The organism is Chromohalobacter sp. 296-RDG (assembly GCF_029889885.1).
Classification (GTDB): domain Bacteria; phylum Pseudomonadota; class Gammaproteobacteria; order Pseudomonadales; family Halomonadaceae; genus Chromohalobacter.
Window position 1 is genome coordinate 22681 of sequence record NZ_JARANY010000011.1, and the last position, 22666, is coordinate 45346.

Annotated in this window: 22 protein-coding genes and 1 pseudogene; 6 read left to right on the forward strand and 17 right to left on the reverse strand. The window is 60.9% G+C overall.

Going from position 1 to position 22666, the window contains the following annotated elements:
- Positions 1 to 7 precede the first annotated feature (7 nt).
- The gene (locus tag OP495_RS18800) at positions 8 to 316 is read left to right on the forward strand and encodes a GNAT family N-acetyltransferase (RefSeq protein WP_348521302.1); all 309 of its coding nucleotides are present in this window, start codon (positions 8 to 10) and stop codon (positions 314 to 316) included.
- Here OP495_RS18800 and OP495_RS06515 read toward each other — a convergent pair.
- The 4 genes from OP495_RS06515 to OP495_RS06530 form a co-directional block, all read right to left on the reverse strand.
- Positions 297 to 1496 carry an MFS transporter gene (locus tag OP495_RS06515; protein WP_280567970.1) on the reverse strand — a complete coding sequence of 400 codons (1200 nt, stop codon included), beginning with the start codon at positions 1494 to 1496 and terminating at the stop codon, positions 297 to 299. The two genes, OP495_RS18800 and OP495_RS06515, sit on opposite strands and share 20 nt — an antisense overlap.
- 160 nt (positions 1497 to 1656) lie before the next feature.
- Positions 1657 to 2241 (reverse strand): NAD(P)H-dependent oxidoreductase, encoded by a 585-nt coding sequence (locus OP495_RS06520; protein ID WP_280567972.1) that lies wholly within the window; start codon positions 2239 to 2241, stop codon positions 1657 to 1659.
- Between the two features lie 144 nt (positions 2242 to 2385).
- Complete coding sequence (locus OP495_RS06525) at positions 2386 to 3261, reverse strand: LysR family transcriptional regulator (protein WP_280563945.1); 876 nt, start codon at positions 3259 to 3261, stop codon at positions 2386 to 2388.
- A gap of 57 nt (positions 3262 to 3318) precedes the next feature.
- Entirely contained in the window at positions 3319 to 3666 is a 348-nt protein-coding gene (locus OP495_RS06530) for a putative quinol monooxygenase (RefSeq protein WP_280563946.1), read from the reverse strand.
- A gap of 349 nt (positions 3667 to 4015) precedes the next feature.
- On the opposite strand from OP495_RS06530, the gene OP495_RS06535 reads away from it, so the two are divergent.
- Positions 4016 to 4852, forward strand: coding sequence for a hypothetical protein (locus OP495_RS06535; RefSeq protein ID WP_280563947.1), 837 nt, complete (start codon positions 4016 to 4018; stop codon positions 4850 to 4852).
- 23 nt (positions 4853 to 4875) lie between these two features.
- Here OP495_RS06535 and OP495_RS06540 read toward each other — a convergent pair whose 3' ends face one another.
- Together OP495_RS06540 and OP495_RS06545 are read right to left on the reverse strand one after the other, a co-directional pair.
- Positions 4876 to 5430, reverse strand: coding sequence for a DUF924 family protein (locus tag OP495_RS06540; RefSeq protein ID WP_280567975.1), 555 nt, complete (start codon positions 5428 to 5430; stop codon positions 4876 to 4878).
- 3 nt (positions 5431 to 5433) lie between these two features.
- The gene (locus OP495_RS06545; RefSeq protein ID WP_280567977.1) at positions 5434 to 5928 is read right to left on the reverse strand and encodes a methylated-DNA--[protein]-cysteine S-methyltransferase; all 495 of its coding nucleotides are present in this window, start codon (positions 5926 to 5928) and stop codon (positions 5434 to 5436) included.
- 242 nt (positions 5929 to 6170) lie between these two features.
- On the opposite strand from OP495_RS06545, the gene OP495_RS06550 reads away from it, so the two are divergent.
- On the forward strand, positions 6171 to 7271 hold the full coding sequence (locus OP495_RS06550) for an AbrB family transcriptional regulator (protein WP_280567980.1): 1101 nt from the start codon (positions 6171 to 6173) through the stop codon (positions 7269 to 7271).
- Between the two features lie 74 nt (positions 7272 to 7345).
- Here OP495_RS06550 and OP495_RS06555 read toward each other — a convergent pair whose 3' ends face one another.
- The 8 genes and pseudogenes from OP495_RS06555 to OP495_RS06590 all read right to left on the reverse strand — a co-directional run bounded on the left by OP495_RS06555 (position 7346) and on the right by OP495_RS06590 (position 15513).
- The gene (locus OP495_RS06555) at positions 7346 to 8113 is read right to left on the reverse strand and encodes an ABC transporter substrate-binding protein (protein WP_280567982.1); all 768 of its coding nucleotides are present in this window, start codon (positions 8111 to 8113) and stop codon (positions 7346 to 7348) included.
- 514 nt (positions 8114 to 8627) lie between these two features.
- Positions 8628 to 9464 carry an NAD(P)-dependent oxidoreductase gene (locus tag OP495_RS06560; RefSeq protein ID WP_280567984.1) on the reverse strand — a complete coding sequence of 279 codons (837 nt, stop codon included), beginning with the start codon at positions 9462 to 9464 and terminating at the stop codon, positions 8628 to 8630.
- Positions 9465 to 10003: 539 nt separating this feature from the next.
- A complete protein-coding gene (locus OP495_RS06565; RefSeq protein ID WP_280567985.1) occupies positions 10004 to 11122 on the reverse strand; it encodes a M14 family metallopeptidase in 1119 nt (372 codons plus the stop codon).
- Positions 11123 to 11170: 48 nt separating this feature from the next.
- Positions 11171 to 11845 (reverse strand): annotated as a pseudogene (locus OP495_RS06570) (transporter substrate-binding domain-containing protein); the annotation flags it as partial.
- 196 nt (positions 11846 to 12041) lie between these two features.
- On the reverse strand, positions 12042 to 12773 hold the full coding sequence (locus OP495_RS06575) for an ABC transporter permease (RefSeq protein ID WP_280567987.1): 732 nt from the start codon (positions 12771 to 12773) through the stop codon (positions 12042 to 12044).
- Complete coding sequence (locus OP495_RS06580) at positions 12761 to 13477, reverse strand: ABC transporter permease (RefSeq protein ID WP_280563362.1); 717 nt, start codon at positions 13475 to 13477, stop codon at positions 12761 to 12763. The genes OP495_RS06575 and OP495_RS06580 overlap by 13 nt, the downstream gene beginning before the upstream one ends.
- A gap of 21 nt (positions 13478 to 13498) precedes the next feature.
- Entirely contained in the window at positions 13499 to 14269 is a 771-nt protein-coding gene (locus OP495_RS06585; RefSeq protein WP_280563361.1) for an ATP-binding cassette domain-containing protein, read from the reverse strand.
- Between the two features lie 251 nt (positions 14270 to 14520).
- Positions 14521 to 15513 carry a succinylglutamate desuccinylase gene (locus OP495_RS06590; protein ID WP_280567990.1) on the reverse strand — a complete coding sequence of 331 codons (993 nt, stop codon included), beginning with the start codon at positions 15511 to 15513 and terminating at the stop codon, positions 14521 to 14523.
- 351 nt (positions 15514 to 15864) lie between these two features.
- On the opposite strand from OP495_RS06590, the gene OP495_RS06595 reads away from it, so the two are divergent.
- Positions 15865 to 17175 (forward strand): carbohydrate porin, encoded by a 1311-nt coding sequence (locus tag OP495_RS06595; RefSeq protein ID WP_280563358.1) that lies wholly within the window; start codon positions 15865 to 15867, stop codon positions 17173 to 17175.
- Between the two features lie 96 nt (positions 17176 to 17271).
- Here the strand turns inward: OP495_RS06595 and OP495_RS06600 are convergent, their stop codons facing one another.
- Positions 17272 to 18303 carry an SMP-30/gluconolactonase/LRE family protein gene (locus tag OP495_RS06600; protein WP_280563357.1) on the reverse strand — a complete coding sequence of 344 codons (1032 nt, stop codon included), beginning with the start codon at positions 18301 to 18303 and terminating at the stop codon, positions 17272 to 17274.
- A 252-nt stretch (positions 18304 to 18555) separates the two neighbouring features.
- On the opposite strand from OP495_RS06600, the gene OP495_RS06605 reads away from it, so the two are divergent.
- A complete protein-coding gene (locus OP495_RS06605; protein WP_280567993.1) occupies positions 18556 to 20190 on the forward strand; it encodes a methyl-accepting chemotaxis protein in 1635 nt (544 codons plus the stop codon).
- Positions 20191 to 20314: 124 nt separating this feature from the next.
- On the opposite strand, the gene OP495_RS06610 is transcribed toward OP495_RS06605, so the two are convergent.
- Positions 20315 to 20437: a hypothetical protein gene (locus OP495_RS06610; protein ID WP_280563355.1), complete on the reverse strand. Its 123-nt coding sequence runs from the start codon at positions 20435 to 20437 to the stop codon at positions 20315 to 20317.
- 64 nt (positions 20438 to 20501) lie between these two features.
- Positions 20502 to 21572 carry a tartrate dehydrogenase gene (locus tag OP495_RS06615; RefSeq protein ID WP_280563354.1) on the reverse strand — a complete coding sequence of 357 codons (1071 nt, stop codon included), beginning with the start codon at positions 21570 to 21572 and terminating at the stop codon, positions 20502 to 20504.
- Positions 21573 to 21698: 126 nt separating this feature from the next.
- On the opposite strand from OP495_RS06615, the gene OP495_RS06620 reads away from it, so the two are divergent.
- Positions 21699 to 22616 carry a LysR substrate-binding domain-containing protein gene (locus OP495_RS06620; RefSeq protein WP_280567995.1) on the forward strand — a complete coding sequence of 306 codons (918 nt, stop codon included), beginning with the start codon at positions 21699 to 21701 and terminating at the stop codon, positions 22614 to 22616.
- The last annotated feature ends 50 nt before the right edge of the window (positions 22617 to 22666 follow it).

Here is a 22666-nt window from a genome sequence, read left to right on the forward strand (position 1 = left end):
CGTGGCAATGCACGAGGCGTCGCCGGTGGGCACGGCGAGCCTGGTCGCCGACGACATGAGCATCCGCCGCGAACTGACGCCCTGGCTTGCCTCGGTATTCGTGCCGCCCGGATGGCGCGGCTACGGTATCGCTTCGCGTCTGGTGCAACGGGTCGAGGCGGAAGCGCTGGCCCACGGCATCCGCCAATTCCATCTCTACACGCCCGATCAACAGGCGCTGTATCGCCGACTGGGATGGGAGGATCGCGAGGCGCTGACCTATCGTGGCGAGTCTGTGACCGTCATGAGCCGGCGGTTCAGTCTTCTCGCACCGTGACCAGCTTGGGCCGGCCGATCATCACCCCGGCGACGGTTTGCACGCTGAGCAGGCCCATCAGCAGCCACAGCGAGAGGCGCCAGTCGCCGGTGACGCCGTGCAGGGCGCCGAATACCAGCGGGCCGCCGGCGGCCATGAGATAGCCGAGGCTCTGGGCCATGCCGGAAAGCATGGCGGCGTGGTTGGCACGCCGGGTGCGCATGACGATCATGGTCAGGGCGAAGCTGAAACAGCCCCCCTGGCCGGCGCCGAGCAGGATCGCCCATAGCGAGGGCGACGCCGTGGGCGCCAGCCACAACCCTACCAGCCCCAGCGCGATCAACAGGCAAAGCCCCAGCACCAGTAGGCTATGGTGATGCAGGCGTGCAGCGAGACGCGCGATCACGTAACTCGCGGGGGTGGTGGTCAGGTTGATGACCGACAGCATGCCGCCCGCAGCGGCGTCCGGGACGCCGGCGGCCGAGGCCACGGAGGGTACCCAGGTCTGCAGGGTGTAGAAGCCCAGCGATTGCATGCCCATGAATAGCGTCAAGGTCCAGGCGGTGCGGCTCTTGAACAGCCGCGTGATGCGCGTCGATTGGCCGTCGTCGCTTGCCTTGGGCCGCCGCCAGGCCATCCAGATCCATAGTGCTGTGGTGGCCACGCCGACGCCCGCCCACAGCAGGATGGGCACCGACCAGGAGCCGCTGAGGTTCATCAACGGTACGGCGGTCCCCGCGCCGAGAGTAGCACCGATTCCCATCACCACCGTGTAGAGCCCCATGGTCTGGCCGATGCGCTCGGGGCGGTCGCGCTTGACCAGGCTGGGCATGAAGACGTTGCCGAAGGCGATGCCAAGGCCGGCGAAGAAGGTCCCGACGAGCATTACCGGCAGGCTTTCGATGCCACGTAGCAGTCCACCCAGCGCGATGGCGCCGAGTGCCAGGGCGATGGCGCGGTCCAGCCCCAGGCGTGCGGCGACGCCGGGCGCCAGCGGCGAGAGCACGCCGAAGCACAGGATCATGCCGGTGGTGAACAAACTGGCGACGCCAGCGCCGATGGCCAGTGTCTGCATGATCGATTCGAGTACCGGCCCCACCACCACGATGGGTGCGCGCAAATTGATGGCCGCCAGCGCGAAGGCGACGAGCCATAGCGCAGCAGGCATGGAAGCGGCTGGGGAAGCGGAACGCGCAGACATGGACAAAGCCTTCCTCTCGAACGGGCGCGCTATCTTAGCATCTCGTTGAAAAGCTTGCCGTGGGCTGAAAGGTGAAAAGCGCAGGAGAACGAGGTAGGCAAGAGAAGTGCAAGCCGACGCCGTGAGGCGCCGGCTCGGTGTGCCGAGTCAGGCTTAGCGTTCAGGCGTTGGAAAAGTGCTCGCGCAGATGTGTGCGATAGGCGTCGACATGGCTTTCGATGTCGGGTTCCTTGATGACATCGTTGGCAATGTAAGTCGGCATGGCGTCCAGGCCAATGAATTCCTGCGATTTGTGAAACGGGAAGTAAACGCCGTCGACGCCATGCCCCTCGAAAAAGTTGCCGGCTTCATCGAAGGCTTCGGCGGGTGCGTTCCATGTCAGCGAGAGCATGTAGCGACGTCCTTGAAGCAAGCCGCCGCTGCCGTACTGAAGGCTGGGGTCCTTGCGTGAGCGACCGTCGCTGGCGTAGAGCGATCCGTGGCCGGCGGTGAAGACCTCGTCGATATAGCGCTTGACCGTCCATGGCGTGCCCATCCACCAGCCGGGCATCTGATAGACGATGACATCGGCCCACAGGAATTTCTCGACTTCGGCGTCGGTATCGTAGCCGTCGTCGACGCGAGTCTCGCGGATCTCATGGCCCATTTCGGCGAGTTCGCCGCGTGCCACATCGTGTAGGGTGTCGTTGTAACGGCCGCCGGAATGGGCGAAGGCCTTGGCGCCGTTGATCAGCAGAAACTTCATGGTGTCTTTCCCACTTCGAGTGCAGGTGAATGCAAAAGGTGGGGCAGTCTGCCGAGTCGTGGTCTTGCGATAAAGATGCCTAATTGCAAAACATTCTTGCATTAAAAGTAAAGGTGGCTGCGCGCATGTTCCGACGTGATGGAATCAGAGTGTCAGACGGTCGACGAAGAAATCGAGGAACGCATTGATGCGGCCGTGGAGCGCCGTATTGCGGTAGTAAACCGCTTGAATGGGCTCGTGGCGCTCGTGGGTGGTGTGGTCGAGCACTACCGTCAGGCGTCCGGCCTGGCGAGCGCCACGCGTCAGGAAATCCGCTAGGCAAGCGATGCCCACGTCGGCTTCCGCCATTTGCAGCAACGCTTCGCCGCTGCTCGAGGCGAGGGTGGGCTGGATGGTACGGCCGTCGCCGATGGGCCAACGGTTGAGCTGGGTCAAATGCGTGAAGCCCAGTAGTACATGATGCGCCAGATCCTCGACATGGCGCGGCGTACCGTAGCGTTCCAGGTAGGCGGGACTCGCCACCAGGCGTCGCCGGCTATGGCCGAGCGGACGAGCATGCAGGGTGGAGTCTTCCAGGCGCCCGATACGAATGGCGACATCAGTGCGTTGTTCGATCAGGTCGATATTGGTCTCGTGGGTGGTCAATTCCAGGCGCATCTTGGGGTAGGCCGCATGGAATTCGGCGAGATGGGGCACGATCTGATGCAGCAGAAACGGCGTAGCGGCGTCGACGCGTAGGCGTCCGGCGGGCTCGCGACGGCGCACGGTGAGTGCTTCCTCGGCGGTTTCCAAGGTACCCAGCGCCTGGCGGGCCTGGGCGATGAATGCTTCGCCTTCCTCGGTGATATCCAGGCGTCGTGTGGTGCGGTGCACGAGGGTCGTCTCGAGCCGCTTCTCCAGGCGCGAGACGGCCCGCGAGAGCCGCGCGGTGCTGGTGCTCAGGCGCTCGGCGGCGGCAGTGAAGCCACCGGCGTCGACCACGGCGAGCAGCGCTTCTAGATCGTCCCAGCGGCTTTTCATGCCACCTCGCGACGCACGGGTACAATGACCGAGATGAGCATCTTTCGGCGCGGCGCGTTACAGCTTGGGGGCGTCGAAATCGGCCGGCTCATCGGTGTACACGCAAACGTTGGCGTCTTCGACATCGCCGTCTTCGGCTTCGACGTAGTCGGCGAAGAAGGCCTGCACTTCGCGGCGCTGGCAATGGGCTTCGAAGGAGGCACGGTCGGCCCAGATCTCGTGAAAGACGATGGGGTAGCTGGTGCCATCGGCGAACGGGTTGTCGATCTTCCGGGTCACGGTGTACTGGATGCAGGCGTCTTCGCGATGCGCGTTGGGCTCGAGCGCCTGGAGTGCCTGGAAAACGCTTTCTTCCTTGCCGGGCTTGGGCTTGAACTGGGCAGTGCAATAGACCTTGCTGGACATGATGACCTCTCGAATGGATACGAATGAACGTGCAGACGATACCATCCTGGTGTCTGGTATCGGTAGCTGGAAGACGCATCGCGGGCTGTCCGGCATGGCGTCTTAATCCAAAGGCGTATTGAGCACGTCGGCGCAATTGCTTATCAAGAGGGTTCGAGTCACTGTCACGCGAGGTCGCCCCCATGCGCATCGTAAAACTGGATACTCTGCGCCATGCCCTCATCGTCTCCGCGATGGGCTCTGCCACCTTGCTGGTATCGGCGTTGAGCTACCAACTGCTGATCTGATGACGATGGCGCTCCGGCCGCCGAGCGGTTAGGGTCTGGGCATTGTCCCGGGAGCTTTCGTCATGTCGCTGTCTTCTCGCATGCCCCATTGCCGCTGGGCGATGGCGGCGTTACTCATCTTGGCGCTGGTGTCGTGGCTCGGCGTCACGCACGACGTGGCGATGGCCACGCTGGATGATGCTCTCTCCACGGCGTTCAAGAGCTTTGCTCTGGCCAAGGCGCTCAATGCGGCGATTTCGGTGATGCAGAGCGTCACCGCCGACGCCATGGTCTTCCAGGTGCAGTTCGGCCAGGCGCTGGACCCCGCCAACGATCTCGTCGAACGTTTCTCGTGGATCATGTTCGCCTCCACGGCCTCGCTAGCCATGCAGAAGGTCTTGATCCAGATGGCAGGCCACGCGGTCATCAAGGCGCTTTTCTCGTTGAGTTGTCTGCTGCTTGCGGTGTCGCTCGTCTGGGAGCGTGGCGTCTGGCACGAATGGGCGCGGCGAGCGTTCCTGCTGATGGCGTTCTTGCGTTTCGCGGTGCTCATCGCGGCGTTGGGCAGTACCTGGATGGGCGATGCGCTGATCGGCGACCAGCGCGAGGGGCTTTACATGGCGCTGGACCAGGATCGCGTGGTGTTTCAGGACGTCGCCGAGACGCAGGCCGGCATGCGCGAAGAAGACGACGGCATGTGGCAGCAGCTCAAGGATAAATGGGAAAGCGCCGTGGGCCATCCGGTGCGCGATCTGCTGACACGTCTGGATAGCATGACCGAGAACGTGGTGGCCTTGTCGGCGATATTCATCGTTCAGACGATTCTGTTCCCGCTGGGTTTTCTCTACCTGAGCTGGCGCCTGCTCGGCACGCTGACGGCCCCGCTGGCAGGGCGCAATCTCGTTGCTCGCGGCGCCTGATCGCAGGTACCGCTTACCTAAGTTTAAAAGGACGAGCCCGGCTGGCGTAAAAAGTCCCGTTCTTCCGGCGTCGACTCTCGGCCGAGTACCGCATTGCGATGCGGATAACGGCCAAAGCGCTCGATAATCGCCCAATGGCGCCGCTCGAAGTCCAGGTTGCGCTCCAGGCCCGGCTGATCGAAAAGCCGCAGGGCCTCCTGGTGGATCACGGGCGACTCGCTGTGCATATACGGCATATACACAAATGCGCGCTGTTCCGGTGGCAGCGTTTCATCGTCCCCACACGCGACCAGGTGCTGGGCGAGGCTCAGTGCTAGTGGGTCCTGGGCGAAGGCCTGGGCCTGATCGCGATAGATATTGCGCGAGAACTGATCGAGCAGCAGTATTTCCGCCAAGGCGCCGCGGCTACTTTTCCGCCAGGCGTAAAGCTCGCAGCGACACGCCGCGGCGTGCAGTGCCCCGAAGCGCTCGGTGAGTACCTGATCGAACGACGTGCTCTTGTTGAACCACTGTTTGGGGCCCGCCTCCACGAACCAGAAGTCCAGTACTTGCCGCGCCTGTTCCACATCTTGCGTCATGGCTCATCTCCATTGATTGATGTACGTGCGCTCGAGCTCTAGTAACCAAGCCTTGCGCTCGAGCCCGCCAGCATAGCCGGTGAGCGTACCATCACGCCCGATCACGCGGTGACAAGGCACGACGATGGGTAGCGGGTTGCGCCCGTTGGCGGCGCCGACCGCGCGCATTGCCTTGAGGTTGTCGATATCCCGGGCGATTTCCGCGTAGCTGCGCGTCTCCCCGAAAGGAATGCGTGCCAGCGCTGCCCATACGCGTTGCTGAAAGGGCGTGCCTTGAGGATCGAGCGGCACGTCGAAGTCGCGCAATTCTCCCTTGAGATAGGCGCTTAGTTGCTTGCGGCAGGCCTCGGTGAGCGACGAGGGTGCCGTCGGTGTCTCGGTGCTTTCGACGAAGGTGATCTCGCGAATCCCGTGCTCACTGGCGAGGATGCGTAGCGTGCCCAGCGGCGAGGCCGGTTCGGGCGTGACGTAATCGATAGCGTAGGCGGGGGTTAGCATATCAGCGACTCCAGAGTTGCAGGGTAAGATAACTGCGCCCATCGAAGCGAGCATCCCGCGATAGACGGGCTACGCGGCAGCGGTCGGGATCGAGCATGACGAGATTCCTTGAGCGGAGTAACGCTACCAGTGTAACGCGCTGGCGGTACCGGACTCGCCAGATTCGGTAGTGATATGCGCGGCGGTGGTCTCGCGGAAAATACTTAGCTTGCTATAATGCGTCCCTTTTGTGGAGCATTCTCTTGGCCCCGTCCCCTGCGCCTTCTCGACCGTCATCTCCCCGCATGCGCCGTGCCGGACTGTGGCTGGGCTTATTCGTGGCGTGCTGCGTGGCGAGTGGCGTGCTCAATTACTGGCACATGCCGGCGGGTGGCTTCATCGGCCCGATGCTGGTGGGCATCGCCTTCGGTATCGGTGGCAGCGGTCTGCGTCTGCCGAGACGCTGCTTCAAGCTCGGCCAGGGCACTATCGGCGTATTGATCGCGCACACCATGACCATGAGCGTGCTGATGACGATCCTCGATGGCTGGCTGGTGATGCTGCTGGCCACGGCCATTACTTTACTGCTCAGCCTCTTGGTGGGGATCGTTCTGGTGCGTTACGGCGGTCTCCCTGGCAGCACCGCGGCCTGGGGCACTACGCCGGGCGCGGCGGCGGCGATGGTGGCGATGGCCGAGGAGCGTGAAGATACCGACCCACGGATCGTCGCGGCGATGCAATACGTGCGGGTAGTGTGCGTGGTGCTCGTGGGCGCCCTGGTGAGTCATTGGCTGGGCGTGAGCGATACGCCGTCGCGTGGCGGGGGCGACTTTCCCGACGACTTGGCTGGAACGATCGATCTGCTAATCACCTTGGCGGTCGTCGGCGGTGGGGTCTGGTTGTGTGATCGCCGCTTGCCGGCGGGCGCCTTGCTGGGGCCGATGCTCATCGGCACCGTGCTGCATCTCGGCGGTTGGGCGACGCTATCGATGCCCGCGCCCTTGCTGATGCTGGCGTACGGCTTCATCGGTGTCTATGTGGGATTGCGCTTCGACCGCGACGCACTGGCGACCGTGGCTCGTTCGCTGGGCAAGATGGTCATGGCCTCGATAGTGCTGATTGGGCTGTGTGCGCTTTCCGCGTTGCTGATGGTGGGGCTCATGGATACGAGCTTCATCACCGCCTATCTGGCGACCAGCCCTGGCGGACTCGACTCGATGACCATCATCGCCATCGACACGCATGCGGATGTGGGGCTAGTGGTGGCGTTGCAGACGTTGCGGCTTTTCACGGTAGTGCTGGTGGGGCCGGCGATGGCGCGCTTCATCGCGCGCTTCGCCCCGTCCGTGAAAGGTACGTCTTGAGCGTTTGCCTTAACGCAAAAGGGCGGCCCGAAGGCCGCCCCCATGGCGTCTAGCAACGGTTATCCAACGTCGTCTTACTTGGATCCCTTAGCGAAATACTTGTTGTAAATTTCCTGATAAGTGCCGTTGTCCTTCAGGGTTGCCAGCGCCTCGTTGAACTGGTCCGCCAGTTCTTGATCACGCTTGCGAAATGCCACGCCGAAGCCTTCGCCGAAGTACTTCTTGGGCTCGGTGATCATGTCGCCGACGACTTTATAATTGCCTTCATCGCTATCCAGCAGGGTGGACTTGCCTACCGGGAAGTCCAGGAAGGCGATGTCGACACGACCGGCATCCATGTCGAGAACAAGATCGTCGGCGGTGGAGTAACGGCTGATCTCGGCTGCGTCGCCGAACATGTCGGTGGCGTAGTTATCCTGCAGCGTGCCGCGCTGAACCCCGATGGTCTTGCCTTCGAGCGTCTTCTTGGCCGGGAAGTCGATGCCGCTGTCTTGCGGCGCAAACCATGCGGAGGGCGGCTGGAAGTATGCATCGGAGAAGAGCACGGTCTTCTTGCGTGAATCGTTGATGGTCATCGAGGACATGATGGCATCGTACTTACGCGCCATCAGGCCCGGAATGATGCCGTCCCACGCCTGCACGACCCACTCGCACTTCCGGTCGATCTCTTCACAGATGGCGTTGCCGAGCTCGATGTCGAAGCCGGTGAGTTCACCGTCGGACGTACGGTACTCCATCGGCTCATAAGGCACGTCGACGCCGATACGCAAGGTATCCTGAGCGAAAGCGCTACCGGCCAGCAGGGCGCTACCGAGAAGGGTGATGGTCAGCAATTTTTTCATGGAAAGCTCTCTACGGAATTTGCAGTGTGTTGTTATGGAGCCGCCTCGTGAGCAGCCCTGAGTTTCACGTCTCGCAGCATATCGAAGCGCCGCTTTGATGCCTAGCGTCGCGTGGCTGGTTGAGGGGCAGGGTGTCAGCAGGTAGTTGCTGATCATCTTCTGCCAACGCCACGTCCCCCTCTGTGTTAACACCATAGGGTGACGGGGTTCATGGATCTGCTTTACAAATGAGGCAACGTCCGCCCGCAACTCAGACAGCGGCCGGATATCTTCATCGACGCGAACTCTTGCCATGAGAATTACCTGTGTTTGAATATAGGAGTATAACGTTGGTGCTCATGGCGCTCCCTCCTATGCACTCATCATAGGCTAGAAGTGTCCACTAGAGTGGGGGAAGTCCACGGTCAGGTGCAGCGCGTTGTTATGCAAATTGTTCTACGACTGTAGACAGACTTTGCGGTTTTTGGAACTGTGGTAGTGCACTAACGGCAAACCATAGTGCGGGCGCCGCCGATTAACCTCCCTCATCGGTTCCCTCACTTGCATCATGAAGCAGATCATGAACCTGTTCAGCGATAGGGGTGGGAACCTGCCCATCCTTTCCGGCCTGACGCATCAGACGGTTATCCTTGAGCGCGATCGACATTGCCGCCGAGTCCAATCCGTTGCCGGCAGCAATCGACGGGCCGTACGCTTGGTAGATGGGTGCCGAGAACAAAGTTTGACCCATAATTGACATGAATTGCTCCGCGTCAGCGCCGTGAGCATTCAATACGGCTGTGGCCTCTGACATCGTGTGCCACGCCTCGACGATCATGGAATTTCCCGCGATTTTGGCTAGATGGGCATGGTTTGGATCCGTTCCCATCCGCCAGACTCTGCCCAAAACCTCAAGGACCGGCTCGGCCTTGCCCGCTGCAACGGAAGATCCGGCAAGCAGAATGTTGAGCTTGCCAGCTTTCGCCGCTTCGGGGCGACCGAACATCGGAGCCGAGGCGTAGTCGACCTCAGCCTGGTCGTGAAACCGAATCAATTCCCGGGACAGGACATTAGAAACCGTCGACATGCAGATGTGGGTCGTATTGGCCGATACATACTTGAGCACATCGTTTTCCACCAGGACGGTGCGGACCGCTTCGTCACCAAACAGCGTTGTCAGGACCACCTCACAAGAAAACGCCTGTTCCGGACTTTGTGCAGCGGTTGCCCCTTCCTCGATCAGTTCGTTCACTGGTTCTGGCGAACGGTTCCACACCGTTACGTCATAGTCCGCCGCCAACAGATTGCGCGCGATCTCGCGTCCCATGGCACCAAGACCGATCACGCTGACTTGTGTTTTCGCACCTTCCATAAAACTCTTTCTGGTCTCTAAATTGTTGCATAACAGGTATTAGATAGCGCGCTCGTTTTGCTACTTGAACGAGCGCGTGCGTTCAATAAATCTTATCTAGCTTGTCCTTACGCACCTAACCCATTGATTTTAATGCATGCTCAGAATGATTCAGCGCGTTATGTAGAATTCGCGTGCCTGCTGCTTTTGATGGTTTCTGTCACTCTTCTTGCTTTGTGGTGAGGTACGTACCCGTCAGCAGGCATGCTACCGCCACGGCCACTGCATATCGTTTTGATGCGGTAGTCCCATGCGTATCGGTTATTTTTCGAGCCGTCTAAGCGGCCTTAGAGGTTCATACTAGGTGGTATGAGGTCTGCCAGCAAATCGGATAAGGCGTCACTTATCGGTGCAGTTCGTGGTTTGGTGAGGGCGTGTAGTTATAGGCGGGCAAGAGGGGTGAGTATTAGCTTACTCGTAAAACAACGGGCAGTGTGGGCTGCCCGTTGTCGATGAAACAAGAACGTGAGGGCGCGGTTATTTCCACCTTTAGTGCTACTTCACGGTGCGAGTAGGTAGCCGCTGCGATGGGCGTGGTGGCCGGCGACGTCGGCGACGATCATGCCGGCGGTGGCCATTCTGCGCTGGGTGCGGGCGTAGAACATGCCGTCTTGCTCGGCACGCACGGGGTGCACGGCGTCGCTGATGGGGTCGATGATCTCGGCGATCAGGTCGCCGCTTTTGACTTCTTCTCCTGGCGTGCGTTGGAAGACCACGACGCCGCCCGCCGGGGCGCGCAGGAAGTCCATGGCGGCGAGCTCGGTGGCGGGATACGCCAACGCGGGCAGGGGTGGCGCTTCGCCGTCGACCAGGTCGTGATAGCGCATCCAGTCGAGAATCGCGTCGGCGTCGCGTTCGGCGATGTCGCGGGCGACGTCCTGCTGGCCGCGTAGTTCGAGGGTGATCGATTGGCTGCCGTAGGGAATGGGATAGCGATTGCCAAAGCGTTCGCGCAGTTGCTCCCATACCAGGGTGAAGCACTCGTCGAACGAGCCGCCGCCGGAGTCGATGGCGAGCATGCTGGCCTTGGCGCCGAAATAACGCGCCAGGGGCTCGAAATCGGGCCATGCCGCCGGGGTGGTGTAGAGGTGCTCGACGGCGTTGAAGTCGCAGTGCAAATCGAGGATGAAGTCCGCGTCGCAGGCCAGGCGTTGCTGCGTCAGCTGCAGCGACTCGAAGGCCGTGGTGGCCGGCTGTTCATCGAGGGCGGCGATGAAGCGCCGACGTATCTCGGCCTGGTTGTGCTCGGCATCCTGCGTTAGCGCGCTTTCCAGCCCTTCGGCGATGCGCTCGGTGACGTCGCGATAGCCTCGGTTGAAGTTGCTCACGCTTTCGAAATCGTAGCGCCCCAGCGGAATGTCCATTAGTTGCTGGTCGAGCCCGATGGGGTTGGCGACCGGTACCACGATGATGTGCGCCTTGAGCTGTCCGGTCTCTTCCAGCGCTTTCAGGCGCTGCTTGAGTGTCCAGGCGACCAGCATGCCGGGGATCTCGTCGGCATGCAGCGAGCCTTGGATATAGACACGCTTTTCCGCCTCGGCGGGGCCGAAGTGAAAACTCTCCAGACTGCGCTGCGTGCCGGGAACCGGGCTCAACAAGGGATGCGTGCGATGCTGCATGAAGTGTCCTCGTAAAGGCCGGCGGTACGTTTTACCGCCGGCAATCGGTCATTGTTTACCGACGGGCAGGGAGATGTCGTAGTCGAAGTATTGCTTCATCAGCTTGTCGTAGGTGCCGTCGGCATAGACGTCGCGAATGGCTTGATTGAATTCCGCGGCGAGTTCTTTATCGCGTTTGCGAAACGCCATGGCCGCGCCCTTGCCAAAGATTGAGGTGGGCGTCTTGATGTTCTCGCCGATCTTCTTGAAGTCGCTGTCGTCATCTTTGAAGTGGAAGGTATCCACGGCGAGGGGGTAGTCCTCGAAGGACAAATCCAGGCGACCCGATACCAGATCGTTGGCGACGTCTTGCGACGATGAATAGCGGTGGATATCGAGGGTGTCGCCGTACATCTGCGTGACATAGCTGTCGCGGATGGTGCCGCGCTGCACGCCGACGCTGAGCCCTTCGAGTGCGTCCTTGTCGTTGATATCGATGTCGCGATCGCGGCGCGTGATCCAGACGCTGGGGGTGTTGTAGTAGGGGATCGAAAACAGCACCTGGTTTTCACGCTCGGGGGTAATGGCCATCGAGGAGAGGATGGCATCGTACTTGCGCGAGAGCAGGCCGGGGATGATGCCGTCCCAAGATTGCTCGACCCAGGTGCATTCCAGGCCGGCTCGCTTGCACAGTTCGTTGCCGAGATCGATCTCGAAACCTTCCAGTTCGCCTTCAGGCGTGCGGTAGACGAAAGGTTCTTAGGGCACGTCGATGGCCAGACGTACGTGGTCGGTATCGCGTGCCTGAGCGGTAGCGGTCGTCATGACCACGCCCAGTAGGGTCAGCGCCAGGAGCTTTTTCATGGTAAGCCTCATTGGAATGTCGTTCGGTGGGTAAGACCTGCCGCGCGCCGTGACACGGGCCGCGGCAGGCCGGATATCACCCGTTGATTGGTTTGAGATGCGCCAGGAGTTTCTTTTCCAGATAGCGGAAGAGAAACAGGATGGCGAAGGTCAGGCACAGGTAAATTGCCGCCACGAAGAGAAAGGCGTCGAAGGGTGCGTAGAAGCGGGCGTACACGAAGCGCGCGGCACCGGTGAGGTCCATGATCGTGACCACGCTGGCGATGGCGCTGGCGTGGAGCATGAAGATTACCTCATTGCCGTAGGCCGGCAGGGCGCGCCGGAAAGCGCTGGGCAGGATGATCCGCCGCATCATCAGCGCACGTGACATGCCGTAGGCGCGTGCCGCTTCGATCTCGCCCCGCGGCGTGGCCTTGATCGCGCCGTGGAAAATCTCGGTGGTATAGGCGGCGGTGTTGAGCGTAAAGGCGATCAGTGCCGGGTAGAACGCGTCCTTGAGGATCGCCCATAAGAAGGTGTCCTGAATGCCTTCGATGAACACCACGCCGTAGTAGATCAGGTATAGCTGGATCAACAACGGCGTGCCACGAAACACATAGGTGTAGAGGAACACGGGCCACTTGACCCACTTGCGACGCGAGCCGCGCGCGATGGCGAGCGGTACTGCCAGCAGCAAACCGATGATCAGCGACAGAAACACCAGACGCACGGTGCTGCCCAGCCCATCGAGGTAGTAGCCGAGCGTGTTGGCCGTGAAGATGGCATTGTCCGAGAGAAGTTCGGTGAACCAGGCGTTTAGTTGTTCCATTCGTCCGCCTCCCCGAAACCGGCGTTATAGTGTTTTTGCAGCCGCGCGACGATCCATTCCGACACACTGGCGATCAATAGGTACACCACGGCCACCGGGATCATGAACAGGAACGGCTCATGCGTGGCTTTGGTCGCTTCGGCGGCGATACGCACCATGTCGGAAAGGCCGATCACCGAGACCAGCGCGGTGGTCTTGAGCAGTACCATCCAGTTATTGCCCAGCCCGGGAAGGGCGTGGCGCATCATCTGCGGAAACTGAATGCGTCGGAAAATGAGCCGGTTGGACATCCCGTAGGCACGTCCTGCTTCGATCTGGCCACTCTCGACGGCAAGAAAGGCGCCGCGAAAGGTCTCGCCCATATAGGCACCGAAGATGAAGCCGATGGTCACGACGCCGGCGACGAACTCGTTGATGTTGATGAAGATATCCACATCGAACTCGTAGTAGAGCCAATCGGTGAACATATTGACGCCTATCTGACCGCCGAAGAACAGCAGCAGCATCAAGACGAGATCAGGCACCCCGCGAATGAGCGTGGTGTAGAGTGTGGCAATGCGATGGAACAGCCAGTGGCGCGAGAGCTTGGCGCTGGCGGTGAGCAGGCCGAGGATCAAGGCCAGCAACAACGACAGCACAGCGACTTCCAAGGTGACCAGGGCGCCTTCGAGAAGACGGGGGCCATAGCCCTGTAGATCGATCATGCGATTTTCTCCCGTCGGACGTCAGTGCTTCGGAGCTAGGAACTGCTTGAGGCGGTCCGACTGTGGATTGTCGAGGACCTCCTTCGGCGGACCGACTTCCTCGACCATGCCCTGATGCAGGTAGATCACTTGCGAGGAGACGTCGCGCGCGAAGCTCATCTCGTGAGTCACCACGATCATGGTGCGGCCCTCTTCGGCGAGGTCGCGCATGACCTTGAGTACATCGCCGACCAGCTCAGGGTCGAGGGCCGAGGTTGGCTCGTCGAACAGCATCACTTCAGGGTCCATGGCCAGGGCACGGGCGATGGCACCGCGCTGTTGCTGGCCGCCTGACATCTGCGCTGGATAGTAATCGGCGTGATCGAGTAGCCCTACACGGTCAAGCAGATCGCGGGCGTGTGCGATGGCTTCACGTTTCGGCTTGCCGAGCACATGGGTCGGCGCTTCGATGACATTTTCCAGAAGCGTCATGTGGGCCCAGAGGTTGAAGCTCTGGAATACCATCGAAAGCTTGGCGCGAATGCGCTCGACCTGCTTCCAGTCGACCGGTTCGCGGCCACGACGCGTGGTTTTGAAGGTGATATTTTCGCCATGCACGATCAACTCGCCTTCATTGGGTTGTTCGAGCAGGTTCATGCAGCGCAGGAAGGTACTCTTGCCGGAGCCGGAGGCGCCGATCAGCGTGATCACGTCACCCTTGTGGGCCTTGAGAGAGAGCCCCTTGAGGACTTCGGTGTCACCGAAGCGCTTGGTGATGTCTCGCACTTCGAGGGGAATGGGTGTATCAGCCATGAAAAGCTCCAAACGTGGCGGTAAGTCTCGGTCGGCACACCGGGCGACGGTGAAGAGGCCAGTGAGTGTGGTGCGGCGACCTTTGGGGCGGCTAGCGCGAAAAAGGGAGCGATTCTAGCAGGCCGCGGGCGACCGAGAAGACTCGATTTTGCGGCCGATGATACGACGTCTGTCGTATGGATGCGTTGTCTTGTGCATGAAAGCCGTCCTGTCGTTGTTGTCATTGAGTGTCGTGCGAAAAGGCGAGAGCGTCATGTCGGCGGTAGGCACGCACGTACCAGCAGTGCGGCGCGGGCGCCGAGTTCCACCTGGGCATTGGGGAAGACCACTGCCACCGGCGCTTCTTCAACGAGGGTATCGCCGGCTTGGCCATCGTGCGCGAGCCGGGTCCCCACGCCGAACTCGGTGAAGTTGGGCGTTTCCTTGGAGAAGCACAGCGCGAAGTCCTGCGATTGGCGCATCAGCTCACTGACGACGCGGAAGAAACGCACCTCTTCGAGATTCCCCGACGGTGCCGGGCGACCCTCGAGCAATGCTTCGAGCAGCGTGCGCATCCCGGATAGCGCCTCGAGGTCGTTTTCCCCGAAGGGACGCACCTTGCCGAGCTCCAGCGTGAACGCCTGCGCGGCGTGATAATGCTTGGAATAATGCGAGAAGGTCCAGCTATGGCGATGCTGATGCAAGGCTGCCTGCATCCCGGCGGCGGCCAGCCCCTGCCATTGCGCAAGATCGGTCGCGGACTCGGCGAAGGGCTCGACGACGAAGCGTGGGTAGCGGCTGTCGCGAATCGCGGTGTGCATATCGTAATGCACGCGCGGCAGGGCATGGCGCGCGAAGAAGGCATCGACGACGGCCATCAGCTCGCGGGCGCGGTCGGGTTCATCGCCTTCCAGTTCAAGGCCTTGCTGGAACAGGCGATTGAGGTTGGTGGTGCAAAAGCGCACGCCTTGTCGAATCGCCTCAAGGTTGCCGAGGATCACCAGCACCGGCGCGCCGAGTCTGAGCTGGCCGGCCTCGAGACGCGCCAACCACGTTCCGACGAGCTCGATGGGCGCGGTTTCGTTGCCGTGGATGCCCGCCGAGACGACGCATGCTTGCGCCTCGGCGGCGAGTTCATCGGGGAGCAGTTCGAGCACGCCAGGCGCGTGCAGGCGATAACGCCCGCCGGGCAACTTTCCTTCAGTCCCTTCGCGCGGTTCGACGGAGTCAGCGTCGAGACTCGAGGCGAGCCACTCGTCAAGCATGTTCAATGCCCCGCAGGGCGCTCACCGCGCACATCGGTGGATTCGTAGGGAACGAAGAATTCTTGGTTGGTCATGTCGTGCGCCTATTGTGTTATTGGCTCAAGCATCGCTAATACGCCATTAGCAATATCTATGCCTCTACAGTACGAACCGGGCGCACCATCACAAGAGGGGAGGTCGGCGTAATGAAAATGCCCGGTCTCAAGATGAAAACCCTATCGCCAAGCATCATCGACGATGTCCGCGAGCGGGAGAGGGTGCTCGAACAAGCAAGACTTTCATGATGCCGTATTCGAGAATATTATTAACGTGCTATTGATAACACGCAAAATAAAAGAGGATGAAAACATCATGACATCGCGCACGTTCGGCAGGCTTCGCGCAGGTAGCGCGCCACTCGTCATCATCGGCAGCTTCCTGGTGGCCGGTACAGCCAATGCCTACTCGGCCTTCGCGCCGGATTCCCCCTATATGTTCGGTGATTGGGGAGGAGAACGCACGGCGCTGGAAGACGCCGGTGTTACCTTCAGTTTTGACTACGTCGGTGAGGCCGCCACTATCCTCGACGGCGGCTACCGCGACAGCCACGTGACCAAGTACGCCGATCAGTTCGCCGTCGGGGCTAATTTTGACCTCGACAAGCTGACCGGGATTCCGGATGCCGAGTTCCAGATAACGATGGTCAACCGCAATGGTCATACGGCCAACGATCGGCTCAGCGATCCGGATGCGACGGTCGGTGGCTCCAACGTGCAGGAAGTGCAAGGGCGTGGGCCGGTCACGCGACTGACGCAGTTCTGGTATCGCCAGCGGTTCTTCGACGACGCCTTGGCTATCAAACTGGGGCGGATTCCCTTCGGCGATGACTTCGCTACCATCGACAGCAACTTCCAGAACCTGGCGTTCGGCGGGGCGCAGCCGGGCAATTGGGGCAACAATCTCTACAACTGGCCGATCTCGCAGTGGGCGGCGGTGATCCGTACGAATTATGCGTCCGATTGGTATGCCCAGTTGGGTATTTTCAGTATTGATAAAAGCAACCTGGATAACGACAACGGCTTCGAATTACGCACCAGTGGCGCCGATGGGACGCTCTTCCCCGTAGAGCTCGGGTATACACCGACGATAAATGGCATGGACGGCGCCTATAAGCTCGGATTCTATACCCAGAATGTCGAGAATCGTGCCTATGGTGATGGCCCGGCCACGGAGACCAGTGACACCAATACCGGGCTCTACTACGTGATTCAGCAGCAGGTGACGACACGCGGCGGCAATCCCGATCGCGGGTTGACGCTATTCAGCATGGGCAATGCCAATCACGGCGATACGGCGGGTATCGATCGCTACGTGTCGATTGGTGCGACCTACGAAGGGCCATTCGATGCCCGCCCGCAGGACGACGCCGGCATCGGCCTGGCGTATCTACACGTCAATGACGACGTCAACGATTACGTCGACTACTACAACGCCACACCGGCCGGTTTATCCTCGCCGCTGCCACGCCAGGGCCACGAGTACGACGCCGAGATTTACTACAGCTTCAACCTGACCGACTACTTGGCGCTGCGTCCCAACCTGCAGTACGTGGTCAATCCGTCGGCGGTGGACTCGGTCGACAACGCTTGGGTCGCCGGTACCACGATCCAGGCGAGTTTCTGAGACCCTCTTTGAGTTCATCGTGCTTTATCGGAACAGCAAGAAATGCCCGGTTTCATGATGGAAACCGGGCGAATGTCGGCTGCTTGGAAAACGGTACTAGGCCCCGCGTGCACCGGTGTAGAGGGTGTAGATTGACTGGCTGGCGGTCATCAGCAAGCGGTTGCGATCCTCGCCTACGAAGCAGAGGTTGGCGCAGACTTCCGGCAGCAGAATGCGCGCCAGGCGCTCGCCGTCGGCGGTGAAGACCGAGACACCGTCCTTGCCTTCCCCGCCCGACACGCCGGCCCAGATATTGCCGTCCTGATCCAGCGTGATGCCGTCGTAGCCTTCGTCCTTGCTCGAGATCACCGTCTCGCGCTCGCCTTGCGCGGTACCATCCTCTGCCAGTCGCCAGCGCGAGATCGTGGCCGGCTGGTCGGGATAGTGGGACGGCGCGCTATCACTGGCATAGAGCGTGCGCTTATCGGCACTCAGCGCAATGCCGTTGGGCTTATAGAGCTCATCGGAAAATAAGCGTGGCGCGTCGAGGTCGTCGTCGATGTAGTAGATCGCGGGGTCGAGCTCGAGCTCGCGCTTGTGGCCTTCGTAATCCACATGCGCGCCGTAGCCGGGGTCGGTGAACAAGATGCCGCCATTGTCGAGGGCGACGAGGTCGTTGGGTGCATTGAGGCGCTTGCCCTGGAACTGGTCGGCCAGTGTCGTGACGCTGCCGTCCCACTCGTAGCGCACCACGCGTGCGGGGGAGTGCTCACACGCGACTAATCGTCCCCAGCGGTCGAAGGTATTGCCGTTGGAGTGGCCGACGCCTTCGCGCAGCACACTGACTTCACCCGTCGCTTCATCCCAGCGCATTTGTCGGGCACGGGGGATGTCGCTGAACACGGCGTAGCGGCCCACGGCGTTCCAGGCAGGGCCTTCGAGCCAAAGGCCGCCGGTCCATTGCCGTTCGAGCGGCGTGTTGAAGACGTAATAGGGCTTGAAGCGGTCGTCGAGCACTTCCCAGGTATTGTCCGGATAACGCTGTGGCGTGCCGGTACCGTTTGATTGCGCCATTAGCGTCGGCGCAAAGCTGGCCGTGGCGGCCAGGGCACTGGAAGTGGCGAGAAACTGGCGACGTCCCATCTGCATGGTGTGAAGGTCCTTTGCATTCGTTGAGTGTAATGTGTGACGAGTTCCTGTCCTTTTGAATGTAGAACTAATGTGTGCGTATGTTGAACTTATTCGACTAATGGGCGAGATGTGGCCGGCGAGTCCTTCGGGTGAGTCCTTCGGTAAAAAGTGGACGCTCATCTTGCGCCGCGCCTATCAAGAATCGCCGCGAATGGCCGATAACCCCTTTGTCATCGATTGTGAAGACGTACTAAGGGGCAAGGGGGGTTAATGACTAATTCGAACGTGGTCGCTCACGCGGGTGAACCGACGGCGCCGGTGGTATCGCACGGTTCTCATGCGGAGACGACACGTACGCAGTGGACGCTCAAAAGGAAATTGTGGCTGACGCTGGCACTGATGTGGCTGGTAATGATCGCGATCGTCGTCAGCATGGCGTGGCAGAGCAGAAACACGATGTTCGATGAGCGCAAGGCAGCGCTTTCCAACACCATCGGCATGGTGCATACCCTGCTGAATGGTTATGCCGAGCGAGTCGCGTCGGGCGACTTGAGTGAAGAGGAGGCCAAGACGCGGGCCACCGAGGATCTCGACGCAATGCGTTTCGGCAGTGATCGCGATAATTATATCTTCGTCTTCGATGCCGACGCGCAACTCGTCTATCACCCGCGTCGTGACGCCGGATCGGATATGTCGGACTACGAAGATCCCAACGGGGTGGCGGTGTATCGTGATCTGGCTTCGCTCGGCGAAGAGGGCGCCGGTTATCTGCCGTACTCCTCGCGCGACGCCAGCAGCGACGCACTCTTTCCCAAGCTCAGCTACGTCGAGCGCTTCGAGCCCTGGGGCTGGAACATGGCGGCGGGTGTCTACACTAACGACATTCAGTCGGCCTTCATCGACAAGCTGTGGCAGTACGCGCTGGTCTTGCTGGTGGCGGGGGGCCTTCTGACCGCAGCCTTCCTGCTGGTGATTCGCAACGTGTATCGCAGTCTGGGCGGCGAGCCGGATGAAGCCGCCCGTGTCGTGGGGCGTATCGCCGAAGGCGATCTGACCACGCCCACCGAGTTGCGCGAGGGCGATACTCAGAGCCTGATGTATGCCATCGAACGCATGCGTCTCGAGCTGAGCAAGACGATTGCACGTATCCGTGACGCCGGGGAGGCTATCGATCAGGGCTCGCGGGAGATTGCCACGGGCAACAACGATCTTTCCGCGCGGACCGAGGAGCAGGCGGCGTCGCTGGCTCAAACCGCGTCGAGCATGGAAGAGTTGACCGCAACCGTGCGGCAGAACGCGGAAAATGCCGATCAGGCCAACAAGGTTTCGGATGCCACGACGGCGTCGGTGGCGCATGGCCAGGAAGTGATTTCCCAGGTGGTAAGCACCATGGGCGAGATTCGCAGCAGTTCCCGCAAGGTGGCCGATATCATTTCGCTGATCGATGACATCGCCTTCCAGACCAATCTACTGGCGCTCAACGCCTCGGTGGAAGCGGCACGTGCCGGCGAGCAGGGCCGTGGTTTCGCGGTGGTTGCCAGCGAAGTGCGCAATCTGGCGAGTCGCAGTGCGGATGCCGCGCGTGATATCAAGTCACTGATCGAAGGGTCGGTGGGCCACGTCAATGCTGGCGCCGAACTCGTCGACCAGGCCGACAGCGCTATGAGCGAGATTCGCGACGGTGCTCAGCGTGTCAACGACTTGATGGCTGAAATTTCCGCTGCTTCTCAGGAACAGTCCTCGGGAATCGAGCAGGTCAATCAGGCCGTGACGCAGATGGATCAGGTGACACAGCAGAACGCGGCCTTGGTACAGCAGGCGGCGGGCGCTGCCGGTTCGCTCGAAACGCAAGCTGGCGATCTTTATCAGGCCGTGGTGCGTTTTCGCGTAGCCTCGGACCACTGATGCCGGTCCTGTAACGCTCGCCTCGTGACCTGCGATGGCGAAAGACACGAACGCCCAGCGAGAATATCTCGCTGGGCGTTCGCGTTATGGCGTGGTGTCTGGGTTCTTACTTCCGGTCTCCCACTCAAGACGCCAGGCGTTGCATCTCTTCTTGATAGGTGATGGCCAGCGACTGCTTGGTCGCGTCGTCGAAGACGCGACCGGCCAACTGGAAGACTTCCTGCTCTTCCTCGTCGAGATGATGCATGACCATCTCCTGAAGCTGGCGCGCCGTCGCTAGCCAGCTCGGTGAGCTGTAATCCAGCGCCCTTTCAGATCGCCTCGATGATGGCCTGTGCCAGGTCTCGCGTCGTGCCCTGGCCCTTGAGGTCGGGCGTCAGCACGTTGGGGTCGGCTTTGGCGAGCACTGCCTCGATGGCGTCGAGCATTGCTTTGCCGGCCTCTTCGTGACCCAGGTGATCGAGCATCATGGCGCCACACCAGATCTGGCCGATGGGATTGGCGATGCCCCGGCCGGCGATATCCGGCGCGCTGCCATGGACGGGTTCGAAGAGGCTGGGAAAGTCGCCTTCGGGGTTGATGTTGGCCGAGGGAGCCACGCCGATGGTGCCGGTGCATGCCGGGCCCAGGTCGGAGAGGATATCGCCGAACAGGTTGCTGGCGACGACCACGTCGAACCAGTCGGGGTGAAGCACGAAATTGGCAGTGAGAATATCGATGTGGAATTGATCCACGTCGATCTCCGGGTAGGACGCGTGCATGGCCTTCACGCGTTCGTCCCAGTAGGGCATGGTGATCGAGATGCCGTTGGATTTGGTGGCCGAGGTGAGCTTGCCGCGCGGGCGCTTTTTGGCCAGCTCGAAGGCGTACTTGAGCACCCGGTCGACCCCGATGCGGGTCATCACGGTTTCCTGCATCACCGTCTCGCGCTCGGTGCCCTCGAAGATCTTGCCGCCGATGCTCGAGTACTCGCCTTCGGTGTTCTCGCGCACCACGTAGAAGTCGATGTCGCCGGGCTGGCGGTCAGCCAATGGGCTCTTGATGCCGGGCATCAATTTACAAGGGCGCAGGTTGATGTACTGGTCGAACTCACGGCGAAACTGCAGCAGCGATCCCCACAGCGAGATGTGATCCGGGACCTTTTCCGGCCAGCCCACCGCACCGTAGAAGAGAGCATCGAAGCGCGACAGCGTGCTTTTCCAGTCGTCCGGCAGCATCTGACCGTGTTCGAGATAGTAGTCGCAGCTACCGAACTCGAACTCTTCGAAACTGAGATCGATGTTGAAACGCTGAGCGGCGGCTTGCAGCGCACGGACGCCTTCCGGGGTGACTTCGGTACCGATGCCGTCACCGGCAATGACGGCGATGTTGTGTGCATTCATGAAAGGCTCCTTCAATAATAAGGTAAGACGTGACGTCTTGGGTGCGTCCCTTGAGTCTAGCGTGCGAAATCGCGATGATAATCAGGCTATAATGCAAGTCACTCTTGAATAAAAGTGGAGAATGACGTGACGCCTCTCGACGATCTGGCCTTCTTTCAACAGGTGGCGCGTTCGGGCAGCTTGACCGGTGCCTCGCGTGAGCTCGGCCTGTCGCTGTCGGCGGTGAGCAAGCGCCTCATGCAGTTGGAGGCGCGACTCGATGTGTCACTTGCGACGCGCACTACGCGGCGGTTGACTCTGACCGCCGAAGGGGAGCGCTATCTGGCGCGTGGGTCGACGATTCTCTCCGACCTTGGCGAGCTCGAAAGCGAGCTGCGTGATCGGCGCGGCGATTTGTCGGGGCGTCTGCGCATCAATGCCACCTTTGGCTTCGGGCGTCGCCATGTGGCGCCACTGATCGCGACCTTCATCGAGCGTCATCCGGGGGTGGATATCTGGCTGGAGTTGACCAATTTCCCCTTGAGCCTCGCCGATCATGGCTTCGATCTCGGCATTCGCGTCGGCGAGCCGCCCGATGCGCACCTGGTCGCGCATCCGGTCCTCGCCAATCGTCGTATCCTCTGCGCCTCGCCCGACTACTTGCGGCGTGCGCCGCCATTACAAAGTCCGGAGGATCTGGCGCGGCATACTTGCCTGGTCGTACGCGAAAACGACAGCGACTTTGCGTTGTGGCGCTTCGAACGCCAGGGTGAGGTACGCACCGTGCGTGTCGGTGGGCACCTGGCCAGCAATGATGGCGAGGTGGTTACGTGCCTGGCGCGGGAGGGCGCGGGAATTCTGCTGCGGTCGTGGTGGGATGTGCACGCTGCCCTGTCGCAGGGTGAACTCGTGCCCCTGTTGCCTGAATGGCAGGGCTTACGGGCGGATTTCTATGCCGTGCATGAGCCGCGTCGCCATGCCGGCGCTCGCTTGAGGACATTTGTCGAACATCTGACGCAAGGCATGCGGGGCCGCGTTCCCGAATTGCCCGATGCATCACGTTAATGTCCCCATCGCTGGCCTTTGGTGCCATGCTATCTGCTATGATGTGCCGC

Bases quoted from the DNA above. Each gene is read 5' to 3' on its own strand.
- OP495_RS18800 (WP_348521302.1), top strand. From the start codon at position 8: ATGCACGAGGCGTCGCCGGTGGGCACGGCGAGCCTGGTCGCCGACGAC.
- OP495_RS06515 (WP_280567970.1), bottom strand. From the start codon at position 1,496: ATGTCTGCGCGTTCCGCTTCCCCAGCCGCTTCCATGCCTGCTGCGCTA.
- OP495_RS06520 (WP_280567972.1), bottom strand. From the start codon at position 2,241: ATGAAGTTTCTGCTGATCAACGGCGCCAAGGCCTTCGCCCATTCCGGC.
- OP495_RS06525 (WP_280563945.1), bottom strand. From the start codon at position 3,261: ATGAAAAGCCGCTGGGACGATCTAGAAGCGCTGCTCGCCGTGGTCGAC.
- OP495_RS06530 (WP_280563946.1), bottom strand. From the start codon at position 3,666: ATGTCCAGCAAGGTCTATTGCACTGCCCAGTTCAAGCCCAAGCCCGGC.
- OP495_RS06535 (WP_280563947.1), top strand. From the start codon at position 4,016: ATGTCGCTGTCTTCTCGCATGCCCCATTGCCGCTGGGCGATGGCGGCG.
- OP495_RS06540 (WP_280567975.1), bottom strand. From the start codon at position 5,430: ATGACGCAAGATGTGGAACAGGCGCGGCAAGTACTGGACTTCTGGTTC.
- OP495_RS06545 (WP_280567977.1), bottom strand. From the start codon at position 5,928: ATGCTAACCCCCGCCTACGCTATCGATTACGTCACGCCCGAACCGGCC.
- OP495_RS06555 (WP_280567982.1), bottom strand. From the start codon at position 8,113: ATGAAAAAATTGCTGACCATCACCCTTCTCGGTAGCGCCCTGCTGGCC.
- OP495_RS06560 (WP_280567984.1), bottom strand. From the start codon at position 9,464: ATGGAAGGTGCGAAAACACAAGTCAGCGTGATCGGTCTTGGTGCCATG.
- OP495_RS06565 (WP_280567985.1), bottom strand. From the start codon at position 11,122: ATGCAGCATCGCACGCATCCCTTGTTGAGCCCGGTTCCCGGCACGCAG.
- OP495_RS06575 (WP_280567987.1), bottom strand. From the start codon at position 12,773: ATGGAACAACTAAACGCCTGGTTCACCGAACTTCTCTCGGACAATGCC.
- OP495_RS06580 (WP_280563362.1), bottom strand. From the start codon at position 13,477: ATGATCGATCTACAGGGCTATGGCCCCCGTCTTCTCGAAGGCGCCCTG.
- OP495_RS06585 (WP_280563361.1), bottom strand. From the start codon at position 14,269: ATGGCTGATACACCCATTCCCCTCGAAGTGCGAGACATCACCAAGCGC.
- OP495_RS06590 (WP_280567990.1), bottom strand. From the start codon at position 15,513: ATGCTTGACGAGTGGCTCGCCTCGAGTCTCGACGCTGACTCCGTCGAA.
- OP495_RS06595 (WP_280563358.1), top strand. From the start codon at position 15,865: ATGACATCGCGCACGTTCGGCAGGCTTCGCGCAGGTAGCGCGCCACTC.
- OP495_RS06600 (WP_280563357.1), bottom strand. From the start codon at position 18,303: ATGCAGATGGGACGTCGCCAGTTTCTCGCCACTTCCAGTGCCCTGGCC.
- OP495_RS06605 (WP_280567993.1), top strand. From the start codon at position 18,556: ATGACTAATTCGAACGTGGTCGCTCACGCGGGTGAACCGACGGCGCCG.
- OP495_RS06610 (WP_280563355.1), bottom strand. From the start codon at position 20,437: ATGCATCATCTCGACGAGGAAGAGCAGGAAGTCTTCCAGTTGGCCGGT.
- OP495_RS06615 (WP_280563354.1), bottom strand. From the start codon at position 21,572: ATGAATGCACACAACATCGCCGTCATTGCCGGTGACGGCATCGGTACC.